Source organism: Pseudoxanthomonas sp. LARHCG66, assembly GCF_052871755.1.
Genome location: NZ_JBIXJW010000006.1, coordinates 65,820 through 84,131 on the forward strand (window position 1 = coordinate 65,820; position 18,312 = coordinate 84,131).

Consider the following 18,312-nt stretch of genomic DNA (forward strand, 5'->3'; position numbering starts at 1 on the left):
TGTCCCGGCTTCTTCTTTTGTGCGGCGGCATCGCCAGTGTCTTGATCGGTCCGGCATAATCGACGGACATGAGCGTCCTTCGATTCGAAAACGTCAGCAAGCAGTACCCCGGTGGCCATGCGGCACTGGAGGACGTCAGCTTCGAGGTGGCCGAGGGCGAGATGCTGTTCGTCACCGGCCATTCCGGCGCCGGCAAGAGCACCCTGCTGAAGCTGATCCACCTGAGCGAGCGGCCCAGCCGCGGTGCCGTGGTGTTCGGTGGCAGGAACCTGCTGAAGGTCCGTGGCGGGCGTATTCCGCTGCATCGCCGTGACGTGGGCGTGGTCTACCAGGACCACCGGTTGCTGACCGACCGCACGGTGATGGAGAACGTCTCGCTGCCGCTGATCCTGCGCGGCGACCGCCGTGGCGACATCGGCAAGCGCGTGCGCGAAGTGCTGGCACGGCTGGGTCTGGGCCATCGCGAGAAGGCGCTCCCCACCCAGCTGTCCGCCGGCGAGCAGCAGCGCGTGGGCATCGCGCGCGCCATCGTCGCCGAGCCGCGCCTGCTGGTGGCCGACGAACCGACCGGCAACCTGGACCCCACGCTGGCGGCCGAAATCATGTCGCTGTTCGCATCCATGCCGGAACGTGGCACCAGCGTGCTGGTGGTCAGCCATGACCTGTCGCTGCTCAAGCGGATGAAGAAGCGCGTGCTGATCCTGGACCACGGCAAGCTGGTCGACGACATTTCGCCTGCGGACCTGGCCGAATGAGCGATCTCGAGAACACCCGCGTGCGGCGGCGCTCCGGCGCCGGCATCTGGCTGGACCAGCATCTCTACAGCTTCGTTTCGAGCCTCGGCCGTGCGGTGCGGCGCCCATGGGCCACGCTGCTGACCATCGGTGTGATGGCGGTGGCATTCGTGCTGCCGTTGGGTCTGTGGCTGGCCCTGCAGAACGTGGGCCACTTCGCGGGCGATGTGCAGCAGTCGCGCGAGATCGATCTCTTCCTCGCGCCGGAGACACCGGTTGCGCGTGCGCAGGCGTTGGCCGAGGAATTGCGCGCGCGCGCCGATGTCGCCAGCGTGGCGGTACGCACGCCCGAAGAGGGCCTGGCCGAATTCCGCGAGCGCAGCGGGTTGAGCGCGTCGCTGGACCTGCTCGATGGCAATCCGCTACCCAGCCTGCTGGTGGTCGTGCCCGAAGGCGACGAGGCGCGGCTTGTCGCTGCGCTCGAAGCCTTGCCGGAAACCGATCTGCTGCAGCACGACGCGGCATGGCGCGAGCGCCTGGCCGGATGGATGGGCTTCGGCAAGCGATTGGTCTGGGTGCTCGCTGCGCTGTTCGGACTGGGTGCTTTGCTGGTGGTGGGCAACACGGTGCGCCTGGACATCCAGTCGCGGCGCGAGGAAATCGGCGTACTGCAGTTGCTGGGCGCCAGTGATGGCTTCATTCGACGTCCGTTCGTCTACCTGGGCGCCTGGTACGGCCTGGCCGCAGGCGCGTTGGCGCTGGGCCTGCTGACGTTGGCGGCATGGGCGCTGCAGGCGCCGCTGGCTGCGCTGGTGCGCAGCTACGGCAGCCCGTTCTCGCTGGTCGGGCTGGACCCGCTTGGCGCGACGGCCGTCGTGGCGGCGGCTACGGTCATCGGCTGGGTGGGGGCATGGCTGGTGACGGGCCACTTCTTGCGTCAGACTCGACCGACTGAAACCTGAGATTCCTCCCCTTCATGGCCCAAGAGCTCCGGCACCTGATCAGCGACGCGCCCCGCGTGATGGTGGTGGACGGGTCCAAGCTGGTCCGCAAGCTGATTGCCGACGTGCTGCAGCGCGAGTTGCCGGGGGTGCAGGTGATCGGCTGCTCGAGCGTCGCCGAAGCGCGCAATGCACTGGCGGGCGGTGAAGTGCACCTCGTCACCACGGCGCTGGCTCTGCCCGATGGCGACGGACTGGAGATCGCGCGCAGCGTGCGCGAGGCGGCGGGACAGGCGTACGTGCCGGTGATCGTGGTCTCCGGCGATGCCCAGCAACATCTTGAGGAGCGTCGCTTCACCGAGTTCGTCACCGATTACTTCGACAAGTCGCTCGGCCACGAAGCACTGGCGACCTTCATCCGGGGTTACGTGCAGCCCGAACCGATCGTGGGTGCCACGATCCTGTACATCGAAGACAGCCGCGTCGTCGCCGAGACCACGCGGCGCATGCTGGAGCGCCAGTCGCTCAACGTGGTGCACGTGCTGAAGGCCGAGGACGCGTTCGCCCTGCTCACGGCGGAATCATTGGGCCTGTCCACGCACAAGTTCGACCTGGTGCTCACCGACGTCATCCTGAAGGGCGAGCTGAGCGGTCGCGACATCGTGCAGCGCATCCGCGTGGACTTCGCCTACGGCAAGCGGCGGTTGCCGATCCTGGTGATGACCGGCGACAGCAACCGCGACAACCAGGCCGAACTGCTGCAGGCCGGCGCCAACGACCTGGTGCTGAAGCCCATCGCCGAACGCCTGCTGGTGACCAAGGTGCTGTTCCAGCTGCGCCTCGCGCGCATGGACGAATCCCGCAGCCTGGTCTGAGGCGCGCGCGACACCGCATGACCGACGACGACCGCATCAAGCTGGAGCCTTCGTGGAAGGCGCACATCGGCGACTGGCTGCAGCGGCCGGACATGCGCGAGCTGTCGGCCTTCCTGCGCCAGCGCAAGGCCGTGGGTGCGCGCATCTATCCGCCCGGGCCGCAGATCTTCGCCGCGTTCGACGCCACGCCGTTCGATGCAGTGAAGGTGGTGATCCTCGGCCAGGATCCGTACCACGGACCCGGCCAGGCGCATGGCTTGTGCTTCTCGGTGCTGCCGGGGGTACCGGTGCCGCCGTCGCTGGTGAACATCTACAAGGAAATCAATGCCGACCTCGGCATTCCGCCGCCGGATCACGGCTGCCTGCTGCCGTGGGCACGCCAGGGCGTGCTGCTGCTCAATGCCGTGCTGACGGTCGAGGACGGTCGTGCGGGTGCGCACCAGGGCAAGGGCTGGGAAGGGTTTACCGACCATGCCATCGAGACGCTGGCACGCGAGCGCGAAGGCCTGGTGTTCCTGCTGTGGGGCAGCTACGCACAGGCCAAGGGCAAGGTCATCGACACGCGTCGCCATCGCGTGCTGCGCGCGCCACATCCCTCGCCGTTGTCGGCGCATCGCGGGTTCCTGGGCTGCGGGCATTTTTCCGCGACCAACCAGTATCTGGCGCAGCGCGGACACGCGCCGATCGACTGGCGGTTGCCGCCGCGCGACCAGTTGGTGCCCTGAAGCAAGCTGTGCGCTGGGGGTGTGGGAGCGACGTCAGTCGCGATGATTTACTCGTAACACTTCATCGCCCCGGAAGTCGCCCCCACACCCCCCCCCTCTGCGGACCGGCGTCAGCGCGTACGGCGGCGCTTCTGCGGTGGTGAGACCGGAGGCGGCGGCGTGACCGGGATGTTCTTGATCTCGCCCTGCAACTCTTCCAGCATCGGCACCATCTTCTGCTGCACGGCGGTCATGATGTTCTGCATCAGCGCGGGGCTCTTCTCGAGCATGCGCTGGCCGGCGGCGCTTTCGTAGAACTTGGTGATCGCGCGCACGTCCTCGCGCGTGTAGGTCTTCTTGTAGACGTCCAGATATACAGGGCGCATCTCTTCCCACGACAGCGCCTTGCGCACGATCTCCCGGGTCTTGGCCTGGATCCGGGCGACCTCGGCCTTCTGCTCCTCGGTCATCTCCTTGCCGGCGAAGTGCTTGTCGAACTCCTGCTGCTGCACCGCTTCCATCTGCGGAATCATCCCGGCCAGCAGACTCTCGGCACGGGACGCCTTCAGCAGGCGGTCGATGTCGGTATCGGAAGGCTCGGCGGCGAAGGCTGGACCGGCCAGGGCCAGCGCGAGGACCAGCAGCGCGCGAAGGAACGGGTGCGCCGCGTTCAGCGAGGGTCGAATCATGCGGTAGGGACGGCGTGGAGCGGGGCCACAGGGTGCCTGCCCGGGAGTAAATCTGGTGTTAATCGTCGGCAAATCCACCCCCTCGCGCTGCGAACGGACACGCATCCTGACTACAATCCCCACATGGGGAGCAATGCACTCGAGATCACGCCCACACTGGCGATTCCGGACGACGAACTGGTCGAGCGCTTCGTGCGCGCCAGTGGCGCCGGCGGCCAGAATGTCAACAAGGTATCCACTGCCGTGGAACTGCGTTTCGACGTGGCCGGCTCGCCGTCGCTGCCCGACGCGTTGCGCGAGCGCCTGCTGGCCAAGCGCGACCGTCGCCTGACCGACGAGGGCGTACTGGTGATCGATGCGCAGCGTTTCCGCACGCAGGACCGCAACCGCCAGGACGCACGCGAACGGCTGGCCGCCATCATTGCCGCCGCGCTGGTGGTGCCGAAGAAACGCGTGGCCACCCGGCCCTCGCGCGCCGCCAAGGCGCGTCGGCTGGATGCCAAGCGCGAGCGCAGCCAGATCAAGCGCGGCCGCTCGCAGAAGAACCAATGGGAGTAATTGTTTGAGCGACGACATCATTCCGCGCATCCCGCCCAACATGCCGCAGGTGCCGCCGAACCGGTTCACCCGCTGGCTGGGTCGCACGTTCCTGCGCACGTTCGGCTGGAAGATGACCGGCACGCTGCCGGACATCCCGAAGCTGGTGATGATCGTGGCGCCGCATTCGTCCAACTGGGACGGCATCTGGGGCATGGCCGCGAAGATCGCGATGGGCTTCCAGGTGCGCGTGCTGGGCAAGGCGCAGCTGTTCTGGTGGCCGCTGTCGCCGCTGCTCCGGAAGCTGGGCGTGGTGCCGGTGGACCGCAGCTCGCCGCAGGGCACGGTGGAGCAGGCCGTGCGCATGCTGCGGCAGTCCGAGAAGATGTGGTTCGCACTGACGCCGGAAGGGACGCGCAAGCGCGTGGACAAGTGGAAGGGGGGCTTCCTGAAGATCGCCCACCAGGCGCAGGTGCCGATCCTGATGGCGTACTTCCACTATCCGGAAAAGACCATCGGCATCGGCGACGTGTACTACCCCACCGGCAACATGGACATCGACATGGCCGCGATCCGCGATTGGTACCGGCCGTGGCAGGGGAAGAATCGCGGGACGGTGTGAGGCTGCAGGCCGGGCAAGCGGCCATCCGATCCACACGCGTTGATGCCAATGGATCCCCGCGTTCGACGGGATAACGAAGTGACCACGCCCCGTCGTCCCAGCGAAGGCTGGGACCCATCTTGATTCTGCTCTTGCACGGGTTGGCCCCGGGTAACGCGTGCAAGGGCAGTGAAGCCGCTGCGGGAACACCCCGGGTTGACCAGGTGGCAAGGGCGCAATGGATCCCAGCGTTCGCTGGGATGACGGAACCCGTCACCACGGGCGCGCCGGGTCGCGATGGCGTTCCATCAGATAAACAAAAGCCCGCCTTTCGGCGGGCCTTGTTCCTGTCCGTGGCGCAATGCCTTACAGCGGCTCGCCGCCCAGCTTCCAGGTGACCTGCAGGAAGTAACTGCGGCCCACCGAATCGAACCAGGAGGTGTCGTAGTACGGGTAGTTCGCCCACGTCGCGTCCTTGGGCGGCATCTTGTCGAGCAGGTTGTTGACGGTCAGCGATACCCTCAGATGGTCGTTGATGTCGTAGCGCGCACCGGCATTGAAGCGCCAGGTGGAGCCCGTCCAGGCATCGTTGGCGTAGTTCGCGACGCGGCCCAGGTAGTTGCCGAAGATGCTGGCGCCTACCGCATCGCGCTCCCAGCTCACGCCCAGGTTGCCCTTGGTGCGCGGCAGCGTGGTGGCGCTGAAGCTGACATCCAGCATGTCCTCCTCGGGGTCGCCCGGATACTGCTGGCGCGTGTGCTCGTCGGTCCACGTGTAGGTGCCGGTGAAGCGGAAGTCGCCGGCGTTGGCGGTCTGCAGGCGGTAGTTGGCGGTGACGTCGACGCCCGAGGTTTCTTCGTTGGCGATGTTGATGGGGCTGAAATGCACGCTGGTGATGAATCCGTCCGCATCGCGCATCACGCGGGCGAGGGCATCGACGCAGGTCGGCGAGGTGATGTCCACCGGCGCCCCGGTATCGGTGGTGCCGAGGCGGCAGTTGGCTTCGTCCATGCGCAGTTGCTCGCGGCTCTGGCTCTGCACCTGGTTCGACACCTTGATCCTGTAGTAGTCCACCGCCAGGTCGAAGTCGGCGAACGGCGACCACACGAAGCCCGCCGAGAACGACTTGCTGGTCTCCACGTCCAGGTCCATGTTGCCGGTGTAGACGTCGAACGTGTTGATGTCCCAGGTGCCGTCGTCGTAACACTCGTCGTCGCTGAAGCCCGGTTCGTCGGTCCGGCACTGGTAGTAGTCGGTCGACACGGTGCGGTAGTAGTCGTCGCCGGCGAACAGGTAGTGCATGTCGGGCGCACGGAAGCCGGTGCCATACGAGCCGCGCACCAGCAGCGTGTCGAGCGGACGCCATTCCAGACCTGCGCTGTAGGTGAACTTGCCCGGGTTCTTGTTGCCGTACTCGTAGCGGTCGTAGCGGCCCGCCAGGCTGGCCTGAAGTGAGGACAGCAGCGGCAGGCGGAACTCCGCCGCCACGCTCCAGCGGTCGCGGTCGCCCTCGCCATCGCCGTAGCGCGGGCCGAAGTAGGCATCGGCGGTCAGCGCGAGCGGGTCGGGATTGATCTCGTAAGACTGCTGGCCGTATTCGATTGCGCCGGCGAAACCGACGTCGCCGGCCGGCATCGTGAACAGTGCGGGTGTGTCCACGGTGAAGCTGAGGTTGTCGTTGTCGGCCTTGGGGCGGAACGTCGACATCGCGCCGATGGAAGCGAACTCGGCAGGCGTCAGCGGCGTGAACAGGCGCGTCGGGTCCGGGCTGAAGATCGCATAGCCGTCCGCGTCGTAGCCTTGCTGCTCGCCCAGGAACAGGCGGTTGGCGGCGGCGGCGCGGATGCGGGGCATGCCCACGTCGGCCTTGTACTGCGAATGGTTGTAGGCCGCTTCCCAGTTCCAGGCGTCGCCGAAGCTGCCCTGCAGGCCGGTCGTCACCGCGAACGTCTTCTGGGTGGTGGTGTTCATGCGGTTGCCGAGGCCGCCGATTTCCTCGGGCGTGAACTGCCGCGACCAGATCTCGTAGTGGCCTGTGGCAGCGTTGTAGAACATCTTGTCGTTGTTGTCGGTCGAGTTCGGGTCATGGAATTGCCAGCCCATGACGTCGCTGACCACGTCGTTGCCGTTGGTGCCGGTCAGCAGCTTGACCTCCTGGCGCCCCAGTTGGACATCGGCGAACCAGGACAGCGTGTCGGAGAAGCGGTACTCGAACGAACCGTAGGCCGTGAAGCCTTTGCGCTCGTTCTGGATCGTGCGGTACGCGATCGCGCGCTCGCTGCCGCAATACGGCTCGCCGAACCGGTCCTCGGCCAGCACGGTGGTGCCATCGTTCAGGCCCGCCATCGCGGCGCAGTTATCGGCCGGCGCGATGTTGACGTCGTCGTCCCAGTCGTAGAGCTGGGCGGTGAGGCGGGGCAGCTGGCGGCGCGAGGTCGGCGCATCCAGCGTGGAGTCCTGGTTGCGGCGTTCGAAGCCCCATAGTGGACGCTTGTCGAGCAGCTCCAGGCCGACGATGCCGCTGAACGCATCACGCTCGAAGCCGGTGGTCAGCGTGAGCTTGTGGGATTCGCCGCCGCCGCGTTCGGTATCGCCGTAGCGATAGTCGATGATGGTGCCGTCGGTGGACTTCTTCAGGATGAAATTGATCACGCCGGCCATGGCATCCGAGCCATACACCGCCGACGCGCTGCCGGTGAGCACTTCGATGCGGTCGATCATGCCCAGCGGGATGTTGCCGATATCGGTGAAGTTGCTGCGGCCGTTGAGCGGCAGCGGGAAGTCGGCGATGCGGCGGCCGTTGATCAGCACCAGGGTGTGGTTGGGGCCGAGGCCACGCAGATCGACGGCCTGCGCGCCTGGGGTCGACTGTGCGCTGGTGGTGTTCTGCTGGCCCTGCACGCTGCCGCTGTTCTGGCTGAGCGAGCGCAGGACGTCAGGGACAGAGGTGAAGCCCGCCGCCTGGATCTGCTCCGCCGTCACCACGGTGATCGGTGCCGGTCCCTCGATCTGTGCACGCGGGATACGCGAGCCGGTGACCTGCAGGGTTTCCAGCTGGGTCACGGGCTCTTCGACCTGTGCGGCGCCTCCACCGGGGGGTGTTTCCTGGGGTGCGGGACGCGGGGGCGGTGCGCGGCGCGGAGTGGCGTCGGCCTGCACGATCAACACGGCGCCGGAAGCGTCGCGCTTGGCCTGGAAGCCACTGCCCTGCAGCAGGCGATCCAGCGCCTGGTCGGTCGACGTGGCGCCCTGCACCCCGGTGGTGCGCCGGCCCTTCAGCTGATCGGCGCGATAGACCAGCTGCGTGCCGGACTGCTTGGCCAGCGTGTTGAGCGCTGCCGTCAGTTCGCCCGCAGGCAGGTCGATGCGGCCCGGGGCCGCCTGGGCCTGCGCGGCGAGTGCCGCGCTACAGGCCATGCTCAACAGCAGGACTCGCACTGGGTACTGCATCGACGACTCTCCCCGTGGTGCTCGGAATGGCACCTCTCGCTATCAGGACGAACGAGCCGCGCAAATCCCCCCATGACCTTCGTCGTGGCGTGCGCGGCCCTAGCGTGTGTGCAGCACGATGCGGTCCGGATGCCGTTCGGCGCGCACCGGGAATCCCTGTTCCAGGAGATGCGCGAAGCCGTCGGCGTTGGACCAGCGGAAATTGCCGCCCACGCGCAGCTCGGCGACGGTGGCGTCGGCCAGTTCCAGCTTGCGGGTGTTGAAGCGGTTGAACTCGGCGGCAGCCTCCGCCAGCGAAGTGTCGTCGAAGGTCAGGAAGCCCTCGCGCCATTCCAGGTAGCGCTCCGCATCGGCCACCGGCAGCGAGCGCACCAGCACGCCGTTGCGGCCGGCGGTCGCCACGCTGCCGGCCGGCAGCAGGGCCACCGGCTGTGCGCGGCCATCGCGGCCGGCCCGGCTTTCCAGCCGCACCTTGCCTTCCGTCACCACCACGCGCACGGCCTCGGTATCGCGTCGCACGGAGAAGCGCGTGCCCACCGCAGCCACGCGGCGGCCCTCCGTTTCCACCACGAACGGGCGCCGTGTATCACGGGCCACGTCGAAGAAGGCTTCGCCCTGCACCAGGGAGACGTGCCGTTCGCTGCGGCTGATACGCAGTTCCAGCCGGCTGTCGCTGCTCAGGGTCGCGGTGGAGCCGTCGGGCAGCGTCACGGTCTGTATCTGGCCGACGGTACTGGCGTAGGTGCCCTGCTCGCGACCGGTCATCTGCCAGCCACCCCAGGCGGCGGAGCCCAGCGCCAGGACGGCCAGCGTCGCCGCCATGCCGTGCCGCCATCCGCGGCGCCGCGCCCGGTCGTCCCGGTGGCGTGGCGCGAAGGCGACGTCCCGCAGGTCGGGAACCCGGTCGGGTGATCCTTCCGGCACGCGCGCACCGGACCAAGTGCGGGGCGGTGGCGAGCCTGCGGGAAGACCCGCCGCCAGCGCCTGCAGGCGACCGGCTTCGCGCCACGCCGATTCCAGTCTCAGCCATGCCACCTTGTGCTGCGCCGATGCGGCCAGCCATGCGTCCAGCGCACGCTGGTCCTGCGCGCTCCAGTCATCGCCATCGCGACGGACCAGCCAGTCGGCTGCGGCCTCTTCAATCCGACTGCTGTCGGTCATGTCCGTCGTCCTCGTCCATGACGGGCCGGGCAGCCGTCCGCGCGACCGGCCCACGCACGGCATCGCCGCCGTACAGGTGGTCGGCGAGCAGGCGCATCCCTTTGGCCAGATGTTTTTCCACGGTCTTCTCGCTGATGCCCAATTGCCGGGCGACGTCCTTCTGCGGCAGTTCCTCCACCCGCCGCAGCCACACCACCTCGCGGCAACGGTCGGGAAGCCGGTCCAGGGCCTCGACCATGCGCTTGAGCGCCTGTCGGGTCCCGGTCCACCGCTCGGGCGACACCTCGTCGATCAGGTAGACGTTCGAGGACTCGAAATCACCCACCGACTCGATCGACACCACCCGGCTGCGGCGCAGGCGGTCGGTCATCAGGTGGCGGGCGGTGGCGAACAGGAAGGCCTTCGGCGCGTCCGGCCGTGCGCGGGCCGCCGCTTCGTAGACGCGCGCGTAGGCCTCCTGCCGCAGGTCATGCCACTCGTCGCGATGTGGCCATGCGCGTTGCAGGAACAGCACCAGTGCCCGTTCGTGGACGAGCACCTCGCGAACGAACCAGTCGTCTAATTCGGTGGGCATGGCCGCACTCTAGCCGATCACGCACGCCGTACGCGCGGTCCATCCGGATGGGGGGAAGTGCGCGCCGGTTCGTCTCTCCTTGGCATCGGTGCGTGGCATCCTGCCGCCACCTTCGACGTGGGAGTAGCGGCATGGTGTCTGTCCTTGGTGCAGTGCGGCGTGGCGTGGTGTGCATGCTCGCGCTGGCATTGTCGTTGCCTGCGCTGGCGGGCAAGCCGGCGCATTACGTACTGGGCGACACCGGTGCGAAGACCCCGGGGAAGGTGCAGCCGGGCCTGCTGCTGATGGGCGGTGGCGACCGCAACTTCGATGCGATGCGCTGGTTCATGCAGAAGGCGGGCAACGGGCACATCGTGGTGCTGCGTGCATCGCAGGCCGGCGAGATCGGCGAGGAATTCTTCAACGAAGTGGGCGGCATCGCGTCGGTGGAAACGTTCGTCTTCAGCGATCGGGACGCGGCGACGGATCCCGCCATGCTGCGCAGCCTGAAGCGCGCCGACGGCATCTTCCTGGCGGGCGGCGACCAGTCGCGCTACGTGCGCTACTGGCGTGGCACCCCGGTGGGCGATGCGCTGGACGCGCACGTGCGCGCCGGCAAGCCGCTGGGCGGCACCAGCGCCGGACTCGCCATGCAGGGCGAATACCTCTATGGCGCGATGGACGGCGGCAGCCAGATCAGTCCGCGCGCGCTGGCCGACCCGCTCGGCCCGGACAACACCATCGAAACGGATTTCCTGCATCTGGCGTTGCTGAAGGGCGTCATCACCGACACGCACTTCAGTGAGCGCAACCGCCTCGGCCGTCTGGTCGCGTTCGTCGCCAAGGCCGAAGCGATGGCGCAACGTCCGCTCATCGGCCTGGGCGTGGATGAGGACGCCGCGGTCGCCGTGGAAGGCGATGGCCGTGCGCGCGTATACGCCACCGCGCCCGGTGCGGGTGCCACGGTGGTGAAGGGCGGCTTCGCGCAGAAGCAGGTCGAAGACGAGGCGATGAACCTCGATCGTGTCGACACCGTCGTCGCCGGTGTCGACTCCGTGCTGCACCTGCCGAGTGGGCGCGTCGAGAAGCCCGCCGCCGAACGCCAGTACGCCGTGCGCAACGGCGTGCTGGTGGCGCTGGAGTCGCCGGTACTGGTGATCCATGGCGGTGCCGGCGTCGAACGCGCGGGGATGACGCCGGCCGACGAGGATGCCGCACGCAAGGCACTGGAAGCGGCGCTGCGCGCGGGCCATGCACAACTCACCGCAGGCAAGCCGGCGCTGGACGCGGTGACCGCCGCGATCACCGTGCTGGAGGATGCACCGCAGTTCAACGCGGGCCGTGGTGCGGTATTCACCCACGATGGCAAGAACGAACTGGATTCCTCGATCATGGACGGTGCCACCGGCAAGGCGGGCGCGGTGGCCGGGGTGCACCGGGTCAAGAATCCGATCACGCTGGCACGCGCAGTGATGGACAAGTCGCGCCACGTGATGATGGTCGGCGGCGGCGCGGAAGCCTTCGCGAAGGAGCAGGGCATCCCGCTCGTCGACCCGTCGTACTTCCGCACCGAGAAGCGCTGGCAGCAGTTGCAGAAGGCGCTCAAGGAAGAAGCGCAGGCGCAGGCGGCCAACGCGCCGCTGGACCTGCCGGGCAAGGCTTACTTCGGCACGGTCGGCGCACTGGCGCTCGATGCGAAGGGGCAGCTGGCCGCAGGCACCTCGACCGGCGGCATGACCAACAAGCGCTACGGCCGCGTGGGCGATTCGCCCATCATCGGTGCGGGCACCTGGGCCGACGACCGTTGCGCGGTCTCCGGCACCGGCTGGGGCGAGTACTACATCCGCGCCGCCGCCGCCCACGAGATCTGCGCGCGCGTGCGCCTGGCCGGACAGGGCATCGCACGCGCGGCGGACGGTGTGATCAACCGCGACATCCCGAAGGCCGGCGGCGACGGCGGCGCCATCGCCCTCGGCGCGGACGGCAGCATGGCCTTCCCCTTCAATACCGAAGGCATGTACCGCGGCTGGATCGGTGCCGACGGCGTGCCGCATGTGGCGATCTACAAGGAAGACCCGCTGCCTGCGCGCTGAGGCCGTGCCCGGGCTCCGGTGGGCCGACGGCGGCCCGCCGGCCCAACCCCCATGGCGGGGGAGGGGCGGTTCACGCCTGTCGCACCAGATGGAGCCCACGGCTCGCCTTACCCCTCGCGACGCCCTGCATATCCGCGCATGCCTTCACCCCTGCGAGCGCGGGCCGCAATAACGTGACGCACTGCTCACATATGTGACATGTGGGTTAAGATACGAATCACATTTGCAGGTGACCCCTCCTTGGCCTGGAAGGCGTCTTGGGTCATCGCGTCACTGGGGGCAAGCGGTAAGGCCTTGATTCGTACAGGCCTGGGGAGCGCCTCTCCAACAGAAGTGTCAGGGGATCCGTTCGTCGATGTCGTACCACGCTATTGATGGCCTGCGCCCGAGCGGCGCTTTTTCTGCACGTCCGTCGTCTTCCACTGTCGCCCTGGTCACCCCGAAAGCCCGCCGCTGGCGGCGTCGCGCCGGGCAGGCTGGCCTGCTGCTCGCGGGCCTCGTGACGGCGGGTTCGGCGCTGGCGCTGATCACCGGCACCTGGACAATCAACGGGTCCGCCTCGGCCACCACCGCGGTCAACGGCATCACCGTGACGTGGACTGGCGCAGCCGACAGCGCGTACTCCAACGGCAACTTCAACGCGACCAACGACAGTCGCTGGACCAACCCCTACGGTGGCACGGTCACCAACGGTGCCTCACTGACGTTGCTGCACGAAGTGGGCAGCAGGAACTACACGGTCACCTTCAGCAAACCGGTGGACAACCCGGTGCTGCACATCGATCGTCTGGGCGGCGCCATCGGCTCGGACCCCAACAGCTCGCGCTGGACCTTGAGCAACTCGGTGTCCCAGGGCGGGACCGTCTCGCTGACGCGGCTCAGCGGCAATCCGCAGTTCCTGGTGAACGGCAACACCATCGTGCGCGACACCAGTAACGGCTTCTCGGGCGAAGCCGATGCGGAATGCCGGACGGGCAACACGGCATCGGTCGCTCGTGGCACGGCCTGCGGCTCGGTCCGCTTCAACGGCACCGGCATCACCAGCCTGACCTTCAACGCGGGGTTGCAGGGGCCCACCGGAGGCGATCAGCTGGAACTGCGCTGGAGCTTCGAAGGTTCCAGCGTGATCGTGCGCAAGCAGTCCGCGGGCGGCACCGGCACCTTCGGCATCACCGCCAGCAACGCGGTGTCGCAAGCCTTCAACCTGACCACGACGGTGCAGAATTCGCCGGTGGCATCGGTGGCCTATCCCGTCACCAATCACGCGGCTGCGATCACGCTGACCGAATCCAGCGTTCCCGCCGGCTACGTACTCACCACCGGTGCGTGTACGGACCAGAGCGGCGCCGCTGTGGCCTCCACCGTCGATACGACCACCCGGCAGCTCACTGTTCCCGTCGCGAACTACCGCGCCAACCAGACCATCACCTGCACGCTGACCAACAGTGCCACGGCCACGCTGGCCGTGGCCAAGAAGTGGGTCAACGCGGCGATCAACGATACGGCCGTGCTGTCGGCGACCGGCGGTGCCAACAACGCCACGCTCTCATCCACCGCCGACAATGCATCGGAGACCGACACCGGAACCGCCGTGCAGGTGGTGCCGGGCAATGTCATCACCCTGGCGGAGACGCTGGGTGCGGGCAACGCACGCACCTACACTGCCAGCACCTGGAGTTGCAGCGGTGGCAACCTCAGCGGCAACACGCTGACGCTGACCAGCGCGCATGCGGGCCAGGCCATCGTCTGCACGGTCACCAACACCGGGCGCGTGGCCGATCTGTCGGTGGTGAAATCGACCGCGGCCGGCTCTTCCCTCAGTGGCGAGGTGCGCAACTTCACGCTGACGGTATCGAACGCAGGCCCCAACGCCGCGGACGGTGCGCTGGTGAGCGATGCGTCCGGCGGCGGTCTCGGCTGCGCGGTGGCCGGTACTTCCATCACCTGCAGTGCCAGCGGTGGCGCTGCGTGTCCGGGCGCAGCAGCGCTACCCGGTCTGGTAAGCGGTGGCGTGGTCGTGCCCACCCTCCCTTCCGGAGGACGGGTCACGTTCGTCGTACCTTGCCAGGTGACGGCGACGGGCCGGTAGGTCCGCGCGACGCGCTTCCCAAGCGGGCGTCGAATCCCCATCATGCGGCGTCGTTTCTCGGGCGTCCTGATGCAATGAGTCGTACTGCCTGGCTGTGGGTGGTGGTCGTGCTTACCACCGCCGCCCTCGCCGCCACGTTCCTGTTCACGCCGCGTTTCCCGGTCCCCGTGCCTGACGCCGGCCCGCCGGCCACCCCGTTCGGCTGGCCGGGACAGCTGTCGCTGACGGCGGGCGATGGCGTGCGCGGCCTGCGGGAAGGCGTGGGGTTGCAGGCCCGCTTCGATGACCCCTGGGGCATCGTGGTGATGGAGGACGGCACCCGTTATGTCGCCGATGCGGGCGACAACAACCGCATCCGCCGCATTGCGGCCGACGGCACGGTCACCACGCTGGCAGGCGGGCGCGAGGGGTTCGCCGACGGCACCGGTCCGGCCGCCGCCTTCCACACACCGTCGGCGTTGGCGCGCGACGGTGACGGCAATCTCTATGTGGCGGATACCGGCAACCACGCCATCCGCAGGATCACGCCGCAGGGCGTGGTGACCACGGTCGCGGGCACGGGCGAGGCGGGGTACCGCGATGGGCCTGCGAGGCAGGCGCAGTTCAATGGCCCCATCGGCGTGGCAGTGGACGGCAGCGGTCGCATCTATGTGGCCGACACCTACAACGACCGCATCCGGCTGATCTCGCGCGAAGGCGACGTCACCACGCTGGCGGGCGGAGAACATCCCGGATTCCTCGATGGTTCGGGAACGGAGGCGCGGTTCGACACGCCGACCGGCATCGCGGTCGATGCGACCGGCGTGGCCTGGGTCGCCGATCTCCGCAACAATGCCATCCGCCGGATCGCGCCGCAGGGTGGCGTCAGCACGTTGCCGATGCAGCAGGACCTGCCGGCGCTGGCCGGCCCGCGTCGACCCTTGAGCCTGGCGTTGACGCGCGATGGCCAGTTGTACGTCGGCGAGATGTACAGCGGGCGCGTCATGCAGGTGATGCGCGACGGTCGCTGGCATGCGTTGGCGGGGCATGTGCCGGACCAGCGCCTGTCGCGCACCGCCGGCCTGGCCGTCGATGCTTCCGGCGATGTGCACTTCACCGATGCGGGAAGCCATCGCGTGCACCGCATCACGCCACTCGCACCGGGCGCCGTCCCGATGGCGGCGACGGTGGGGCCTGCGACGGACGATCCATTGCCGGATACCGCGGGCCGCTGGCCCTTGCAGCCGCAGGACGCCTGGCACGAGGTGGTGGGTACGCTGGGCGAAGTCCGGGGCGACTACGAAGGCGAGAGCCGCCACCATCTGCACGGCGGACTCGACATCCGCGGCGACGTGGGCGCCACCGTGCTGGCCATCGCCGACGGCAAGGTCAGCAGTCCGGCCGCGGCCTGGGGTTTCGATGGCCTGGGCGAAGGACTCGGCGTGGGCCCGCTGGACTACATCCACATGCGCGTCGGCCGCACACCGCGCGGCGACCTGCTGGATCCGGCCCGCTTCCAACTGCTGCGGGATCTCAGCGGCGATCCCAGTCGCATCCGGGTGCGTCGCGGCACGCGCTTCGAGGCGGGCGATGCGCTGGGAACGATCAACCGCATGGCGCACGTGCACCTGTCGATCGGGCCATCGGGCTACGAACGCAACGCCATCGCACTCGGTTTCACCGGTTTCACCGATGCCTATCCGCCGCGCATCGACGACGTCGCGCTGTTCGATACGCTCGACCAGCCCATCGAACAGCGCCAGGAAGATCGCGTGCTGGTGCCGCGCGCGCTGCAGGGCGTGCGTATCGTGGTGGACGCGTGGGACCAGGTGGACCGCAACCTGCCGCGGCGCCGCCTCGGCCTGTATGCGCTGGGCTACCAGGTGCTGCATGACGACGGCACGCCCGTCGCCGGCTTCGAGGCGCCGCGCATGACGCTGGACTTCCAGCGCCTGCCTTCCGATGACGCGGTGCAGGTCGCCTACGCGCCGGGTAGCGGCATCACCGTGCATGGCAGCGCCGTGACACGGTTCAAGTACAGCGTGACCAACACCGTGCGCGATGGCGCCTGGGGCGAAGGCACGTGGCAGGCGGGCGAACTGCCGGCGGGCGACTACCTGCTGCGCATCACCGCGCGTGATTACAGCGGCAACGAGGCGCAGGGCCGCCGCGACCTGAAGCTGCGTCTCCAGTAGGACGCGTCCCGACCCGCCGCCGTCGGTCGCGCGGGATCGTGTCGATCCGCGCCACGCCCGTTCGTCGTCCCCCTGAAAGCGGCGGAAGGTCCCGACCGCGTGACAGGAGATCCTCAATGAAAGTCATGGTCATCGTGAAGGCCAGCCCCGCGTCCGAAGCCGGCGAAATGCCCGGCACCGAGCTGCTGGCCGAGATGGGCAGGTTCAACGAAGCGCTGGTGAAGGCCGGCATCATGCTGGCGGGTGAAGGGCTGCATCCGTCCTCGCGAGGCGCGCGGGTGCGCTTCGAGGGCAGGCAACGCAGCGTCATCGATGGGCCCTTCGGTGAAACGAAGGAGCTGGTCGCCGGCTTCTGGCTCTGGCAGGTGCGCAGCCTCGACGAGGCGATCGAGTGGATCAAGCGCGCACCGTTCGACGGCGGCACGGAGATCGAGGTGCGCCCGGTGTTCGAGGCCGATGATTTCGGCGACGCACTGACGCCGGAACTGCGCGAACAGGAAGCGCGCCTGGCCGCGCAGATCCAGGCATCCACCCACCGTTGAGGCAACCGCCATGAGCACCCAGATCTTCGTCAATCTTCCCGTGCGCGACCTGGCCGCATCCAGGGCCTTCTTCAATGCGCTGGGCTATCCGACCAATCCGCAGTTCACGAACGAGGACGCTGCCTGCCTCGTCATCAGCGACACCATCCATGTGATGTTGCTGGTGGAGCCGTTCTTCCAGGGCTTCACGCGCAAGACGATCTGCGATGCGCGCACCCACACCGAAGTGATCCTGTGCCTGTCCGCCGACAGTCGTGCCGCCGTCGACGACATGTTGGGCAAGGCACTGGCCGCCGGCGGCAGCGAACCCATCGAGGCGAAGGACTACGGCTTCATGTACCAGCGCGGCTTCCAGGACATCGATGGCCATCTGTGGGAAGTCGTGCACATGGACGAAGGCAAGATGCCCGGGGATTGATGTACATGAATGTAGCCGGTGAGGCGTGCTGATTTGAATGTGAAAGCTTGCGCAGGCGACATATCTGAAGTACAGAAGAGCCGACGCATGACGCGAGAGGTGCACGAATGCAGGGCAGGAGGCCGACACTCCACGGACGATCTTCGGGCCAAGCGCGATCGCTGGCGCTGGTATCGGCGATGATCGTCTCAACCGCAGGATGCCAGGGCATGGCGATGACGCAGGAATCGGGTTTGGAGGAAACGAGGGCTGGCGACACGGCTGCGTCGGAGTGGCCGTTGAAGTTCTTCCAGCACAACTTCGGCGCGCACTGTTTCGACACCATCGGCTGCAAGATCGTGTACAGCGGTTTCGTCCATGGCGTTGACCAAGACAACGAGGTAAGTCCTCCCGTTTCGTCCTATCGCGCAAGTCACGAGAAGCTTCTCAGTGCGGGCCACATCGCCCGGCGCAATTTTCCGGCGCCGGCGAAAGTGCAATGGCGCTCCAAGGATGGCGTGCCGCATGAAGCCGAAGTCGATATCGGTGAGATCTTCAAGGACCGCGTCGTGCTGCACAACGTGCCGCGCGACGAGATCTATGGAGATCTGGGCGATCCGGACATCATCCTTGAAGTGAACGATCGCACCATCAATGTCTACATGCGCGCCTTCGTGCCAACGAAGACATTGCAGGTTCCGGGCAACAAGTACAGCGGCTTCCGCGACGATCTGATCCTGGCCTGGACGAAAACCTACTGACACACCTCCAG

The 18,312-nt window shown here is 67.6% G+C and carries 16 protein-coding genes and 1 pseudogene; 13 read left to right on the forward strand and 4 right to left on the reverse strand.

All coding sequences use genetic code 11. From position 1 onward, the window contains the following. Positions 1–68 precede the first annotated feature (68 nt). From ftsE to ung, 4 genes are read left to right on the forward strand one after another with little or no spacing between them, the layout of a single operon-like run. Positions 69–755, forward strand: coding sequence for a cell division ATP-binding protein FtsE (gene ftsE / locus ACIPRS_RS16390; protein WP_192202871.1), 687 nt, complete (start codon positions 69–71; stop codon positions 753–755). Continuing rightward, positions 752–1,696 (forward strand): permease-like cell division protein FtsX, encoded by a 945-nt coding sequence (gene ftsX, locus ACIPRS_RS16395; RefSeq protein WP_446539328.1) that lies wholly within the window; start codon positions 752–754, stop codon positions 1,694–1,696. The genes ftsE and ftsX overlap by 4 nt, the downstream gene beginning before the upstream one ends. A gap of 14 nt (positions 1,697–1,710) precedes the next feature. After that, positions 1,711–2,550, forward strand: a complete 840-nt coding sequence (locus tag ACIPRS_RS16400; protein WP_192202873.1) for a response regulator — start codon at positions 1,711–1,713, stop codon at positions 2,548–2,550. A 17-nt stretch (positions 2,551–2,567) separates the two neighbouring features. Then, positions 2,568–3,275 (forward strand): uracil-DNA glycosylase, encoded by a 708-nt coding sequence (ung, locus tag ACIPRS_RS16405; protein WP_337732651.1) that lies wholly within the window; start codon positions 2,568–2,570, stop codon positions 3,273–3,275. 110 nt (positions 3,276–3,385) lie between these two features. Here ung and ACIPRS_RS16410 read toward each other — a convergent pair whose 3' ends face one another. Beyond that, positions 3,386–3,943 carry a DUF2059 domain-containing protein gene (locus ACIPRS_RS16410; RefSeq protein WP_337732650.1) on the reverse strand — a complete coding sequence of 186 codons (558 nt, stop codon included), beginning with the start codon at positions 3,941–3,943 and terminating at the stop codon, positions 3,386–3,388. A 123-nt stretch (positions 3,944–4,066) separates the two neighbouring features. Here ACIPRS_RS16410 and arfB point away from each other — a divergent pair, with 123 nt between their 5' ends. Both arfB and ACIPRS_RS16420 read left to right on the forward strand, forming a co-directional pair. Next, on the forward strand, positions 4,067–4,501 hold the full coding sequence (gene arfB, locus ACIPRS_RS16415; protein ID WP_337732649.1) for an alternative ribosome rescue aminoacyl-tRNA hydrolase ArfB: 435 nt from the start codon (positions 4,067–4,069) through the stop codon (positions 4,499–4,501). A gap of 40 nt (positions 4,502–4,541) precedes the next feature. Then, positions 4,542–5,102, forward strand: a complete 561-nt coding sequence (locus tag ACIPRS_RS16420; RefSeq protein ID WP_192202985.1) for a lysophospholipid acyltransferase family protein — start codon at positions 4,542–4,544, stop codon at positions 5,100–5,102. 345 nt (positions 5,103–5,447) lie between these two features. On the opposite strand, the gene ACIPRS_RS16425 is transcribed toward ACIPRS_RS16420, so the two are convergent. From ACIPRS_RS16425 to ACIPRS_RS16435, 3 genes are all read right to left on the reverse strand, one after another. Next, entirely contained in the window at positions 5,448–8,498 is a 3,051-nt protein-coding gene (locus ACIPRS_RS16425; protein ID WP_446539409.1) for a TonB-dependent receptor, read from the reverse strand. 132 nt (positions 8,499–8,630) lie between these two features. Continuing rightward, positions 8,631–9,692 (reverse strand): FecR family protein, encoded by a 1,062-nt coding sequence (locus ACIPRS_RS16430; RefSeq protein ID WP_446539329.1) that lies wholly within the window; start codon positions 9,690–9,692, stop codon positions 8,631–8,633. Beyond that, a complete protein-coding gene (locus tag ACIPRS_RS16435) occupies positions 9,670–10,266 on the reverse strand; it encodes an RNA polymerase sigma factor (protein ID WP_192202879.1) in 597 nt (198 codons plus the stop codon). Before ACIPRS_RS16435 ends, ACIPRS_RS16430 begins: the two co-directional genes overlap by 23 nt. 473 nt (positions 10,267–10,739) lie before the next feature. Here ACIPRS_RS16435 and ACIPRS_RS16440 point away from each other — a divergent pair. The 7 genes and pseudogenes from ACIPRS_RS16440 to ACIPRS_RS16470 form a co-directional block, all read left to right on the forward strand. Beyond that, positions 10,740–11,156, forward strand: a pseudogene (locus tag ACIPRS_RS16440) (cyanophycinase); the annotation flags it as partial. Positions 11,157–11,357: 201 nt separating this feature from the next. After that, positions 11,358–12,338: an isoaspartyl peptidase/L-asparaginase family protein gene (locus tag ACIPRS_RS16445; protein WP_337732769.1), complete on the forward strand. Its 981-nt coding sequence runs from the start codon at positions 11,358–11,360 to the stop codon at positions 12,336–12,338. Between the two features lie 355 nt (positions 12,339–12,693). Continuing rightward, complete coding sequence (locus tag ACIPRS_RS16450) at positions 12,694–14,427, forward strand: prealbumin-like fold domain-containing protein (protein ID WP_446539330.1); 1,734 nt, start codon at positions 12,694–12,696, stop codon at positions 14,425–14,427. Positions 14,428–14,501: 74 nt separating this feature from the next. Beyond that, positions 14,502–16,601, forward strand: coding sequence for a gluconolaconase (locus ACIPRS_RS16455; RefSeq protein ID WP_446539331.1), 2,100 nt, complete (start codon positions 14,502–14,504; stop codon positions 16,599–16,601). Between the two features lie 116 nt (positions 16,602–16,717). Next, positions 16,718–17,143: a YciI family protein gene (locus ACIPRS_RS16460; RefSeq protein ID WP_446539332.1), complete on the forward strand. Its 426-nt coding sequence runs from the start codon at positions 16,718–16,720 to the stop codon at positions 17,141–17,143. A gap of 10 nt (positions 17,144–17,153) precedes the next feature. After that, a complete protein-coding gene (locus ACIPRS_RS16465; protein WP_446539333.1) occupies positions 17,154–17,561 on the forward strand; it encodes a VOC family protein in 408 nt (135 codons plus the stop codon). Between the two features lie 209 nt (positions 17,562–17,770). Next, positions 17,771–18,301, forward strand: coding sequence for a hypothetical protein (locus ACIPRS_RS16470; protein WP_446539334.1), 531 nt, complete (start codon positions 17,771–17,773; stop codon positions 18,299–18,301). Positions 18,302–18,312: the final 11 nt, after the last annotated feature.

What these genes read in the sequence shown, in the direction of transcription:
- ftsE (WP_192202871.1), top strand. Translation starts at nt 69, where the DNA reads ATGAGCGTCCTTCGATTCGAAAACGTCAGCAAGCAGTACCCCGGTGGC.
- ftsX (WP_446539328.1), top strand. Translation starts at nt 752, where the DNA reads ATGAGCGATCTCGAGAACACCCGCGTGCGGCGGCGCTCCGGCGCCGGC.
- ACIPRS_RS16400 (WP_192202873.1), top strand. Translation starts at nt 1,711, where the DNA reads ATGGCCCAAGAGCTCCGGCACCTGATCAGCGACGCGCCCCGCGTGATG.
- ung (WP_337732651.1), top strand. Translation starts at nt 2,568, where the DNA reads ATGACCGACGACGACCGCATCAAGCTGGAGCCTTCGTGGAAGGCGCAC.
- ACIPRS_RS16410 (WP_337732650.1), bottom strand. Translation starts at nt 3,943, where the DNA reads ATGATTCGACCCTCGCTGAACGCGGCGCACCCGTTCCTTCGCGCGCTG.
- arfB (WP_337732649.1), top strand. Translation starts at nt 4,067, where the DNA reads ATGGGGAGCAATGCACTCGAGATCACGCCCACACTGGCGATTCCGGAC.
- ACIPRS_RS16420 (WP_192202985.1), top strand. Translation starts at nt 4,542, where the DNA reads ATGCCGCAGGTGCCGCCGAACCGGTTCACCCGCTGGCTGGGTCGCACG.
- ACIPRS_RS16425 (WP_446539409.1), bottom strand. Translation starts at nt 8,498, where the DNA reads ATGGCCTGTAGCGCGGCACTCGCCGCGCAGGCCCAGGCGGCCCCGGGC.
- ACIPRS_RS16430 (WP_446539329.1), bottom strand. Translation starts at nt 9,692, where the DNA reads ATGACCGACAGCAGTCGGATTGAAGAGGCCGCAGCCGACTGGCTGGTC.
- ACIPRS_RS16435 (WP_192202879.1), bottom strand. Translation starts at nt 10,266, where the DNA reads ATGCCCACCGAATTAGACGACTGGTTCGTTCGCGAGGTGCTCGTCCAC.
- ACIPRS_RS16450 (WP_446539330.1), top strand. Translation starts at nt 12,694, where the DNA reads ATGTCGTACCACGCTATTGATGGCCTGCGCCCGAGCGGCGCTTTTTCT.
- ACIPRS_RS16455 (WP_446539331.1), top strand. Translation starts at nt 14,502, where the DNA reads ATGAGTCGTACTGCCTGGCTGTGGGTGGTGGTCGTGCTTACCACCGCC.
- ACIPRS_RS16460 (WP_446539332.1), top strand. Translation starts at nt 16,718, where the DNA reads ATGAAAGTCATGGTCATCGTGAAGGCCAGCCCCGCGTCCGAAGCCGGC.
- ACIPRS_RS16465 (WP_446539333.1), top strand. Translation starts at nt 17,154, where the DNA reads ATGAGCACCCAGATCTTCGTCAATCTTCCCGTGCGCGACCTGGCCGCA.
- ACIPRS_RS16470 (WP_446539334.1), top strand. Translation starts at nt 17,771, where the DNA reads ATGGCGATGACGCAGGAATCGGGTTTGGAGGAAACGAGGGCTGGCGAC.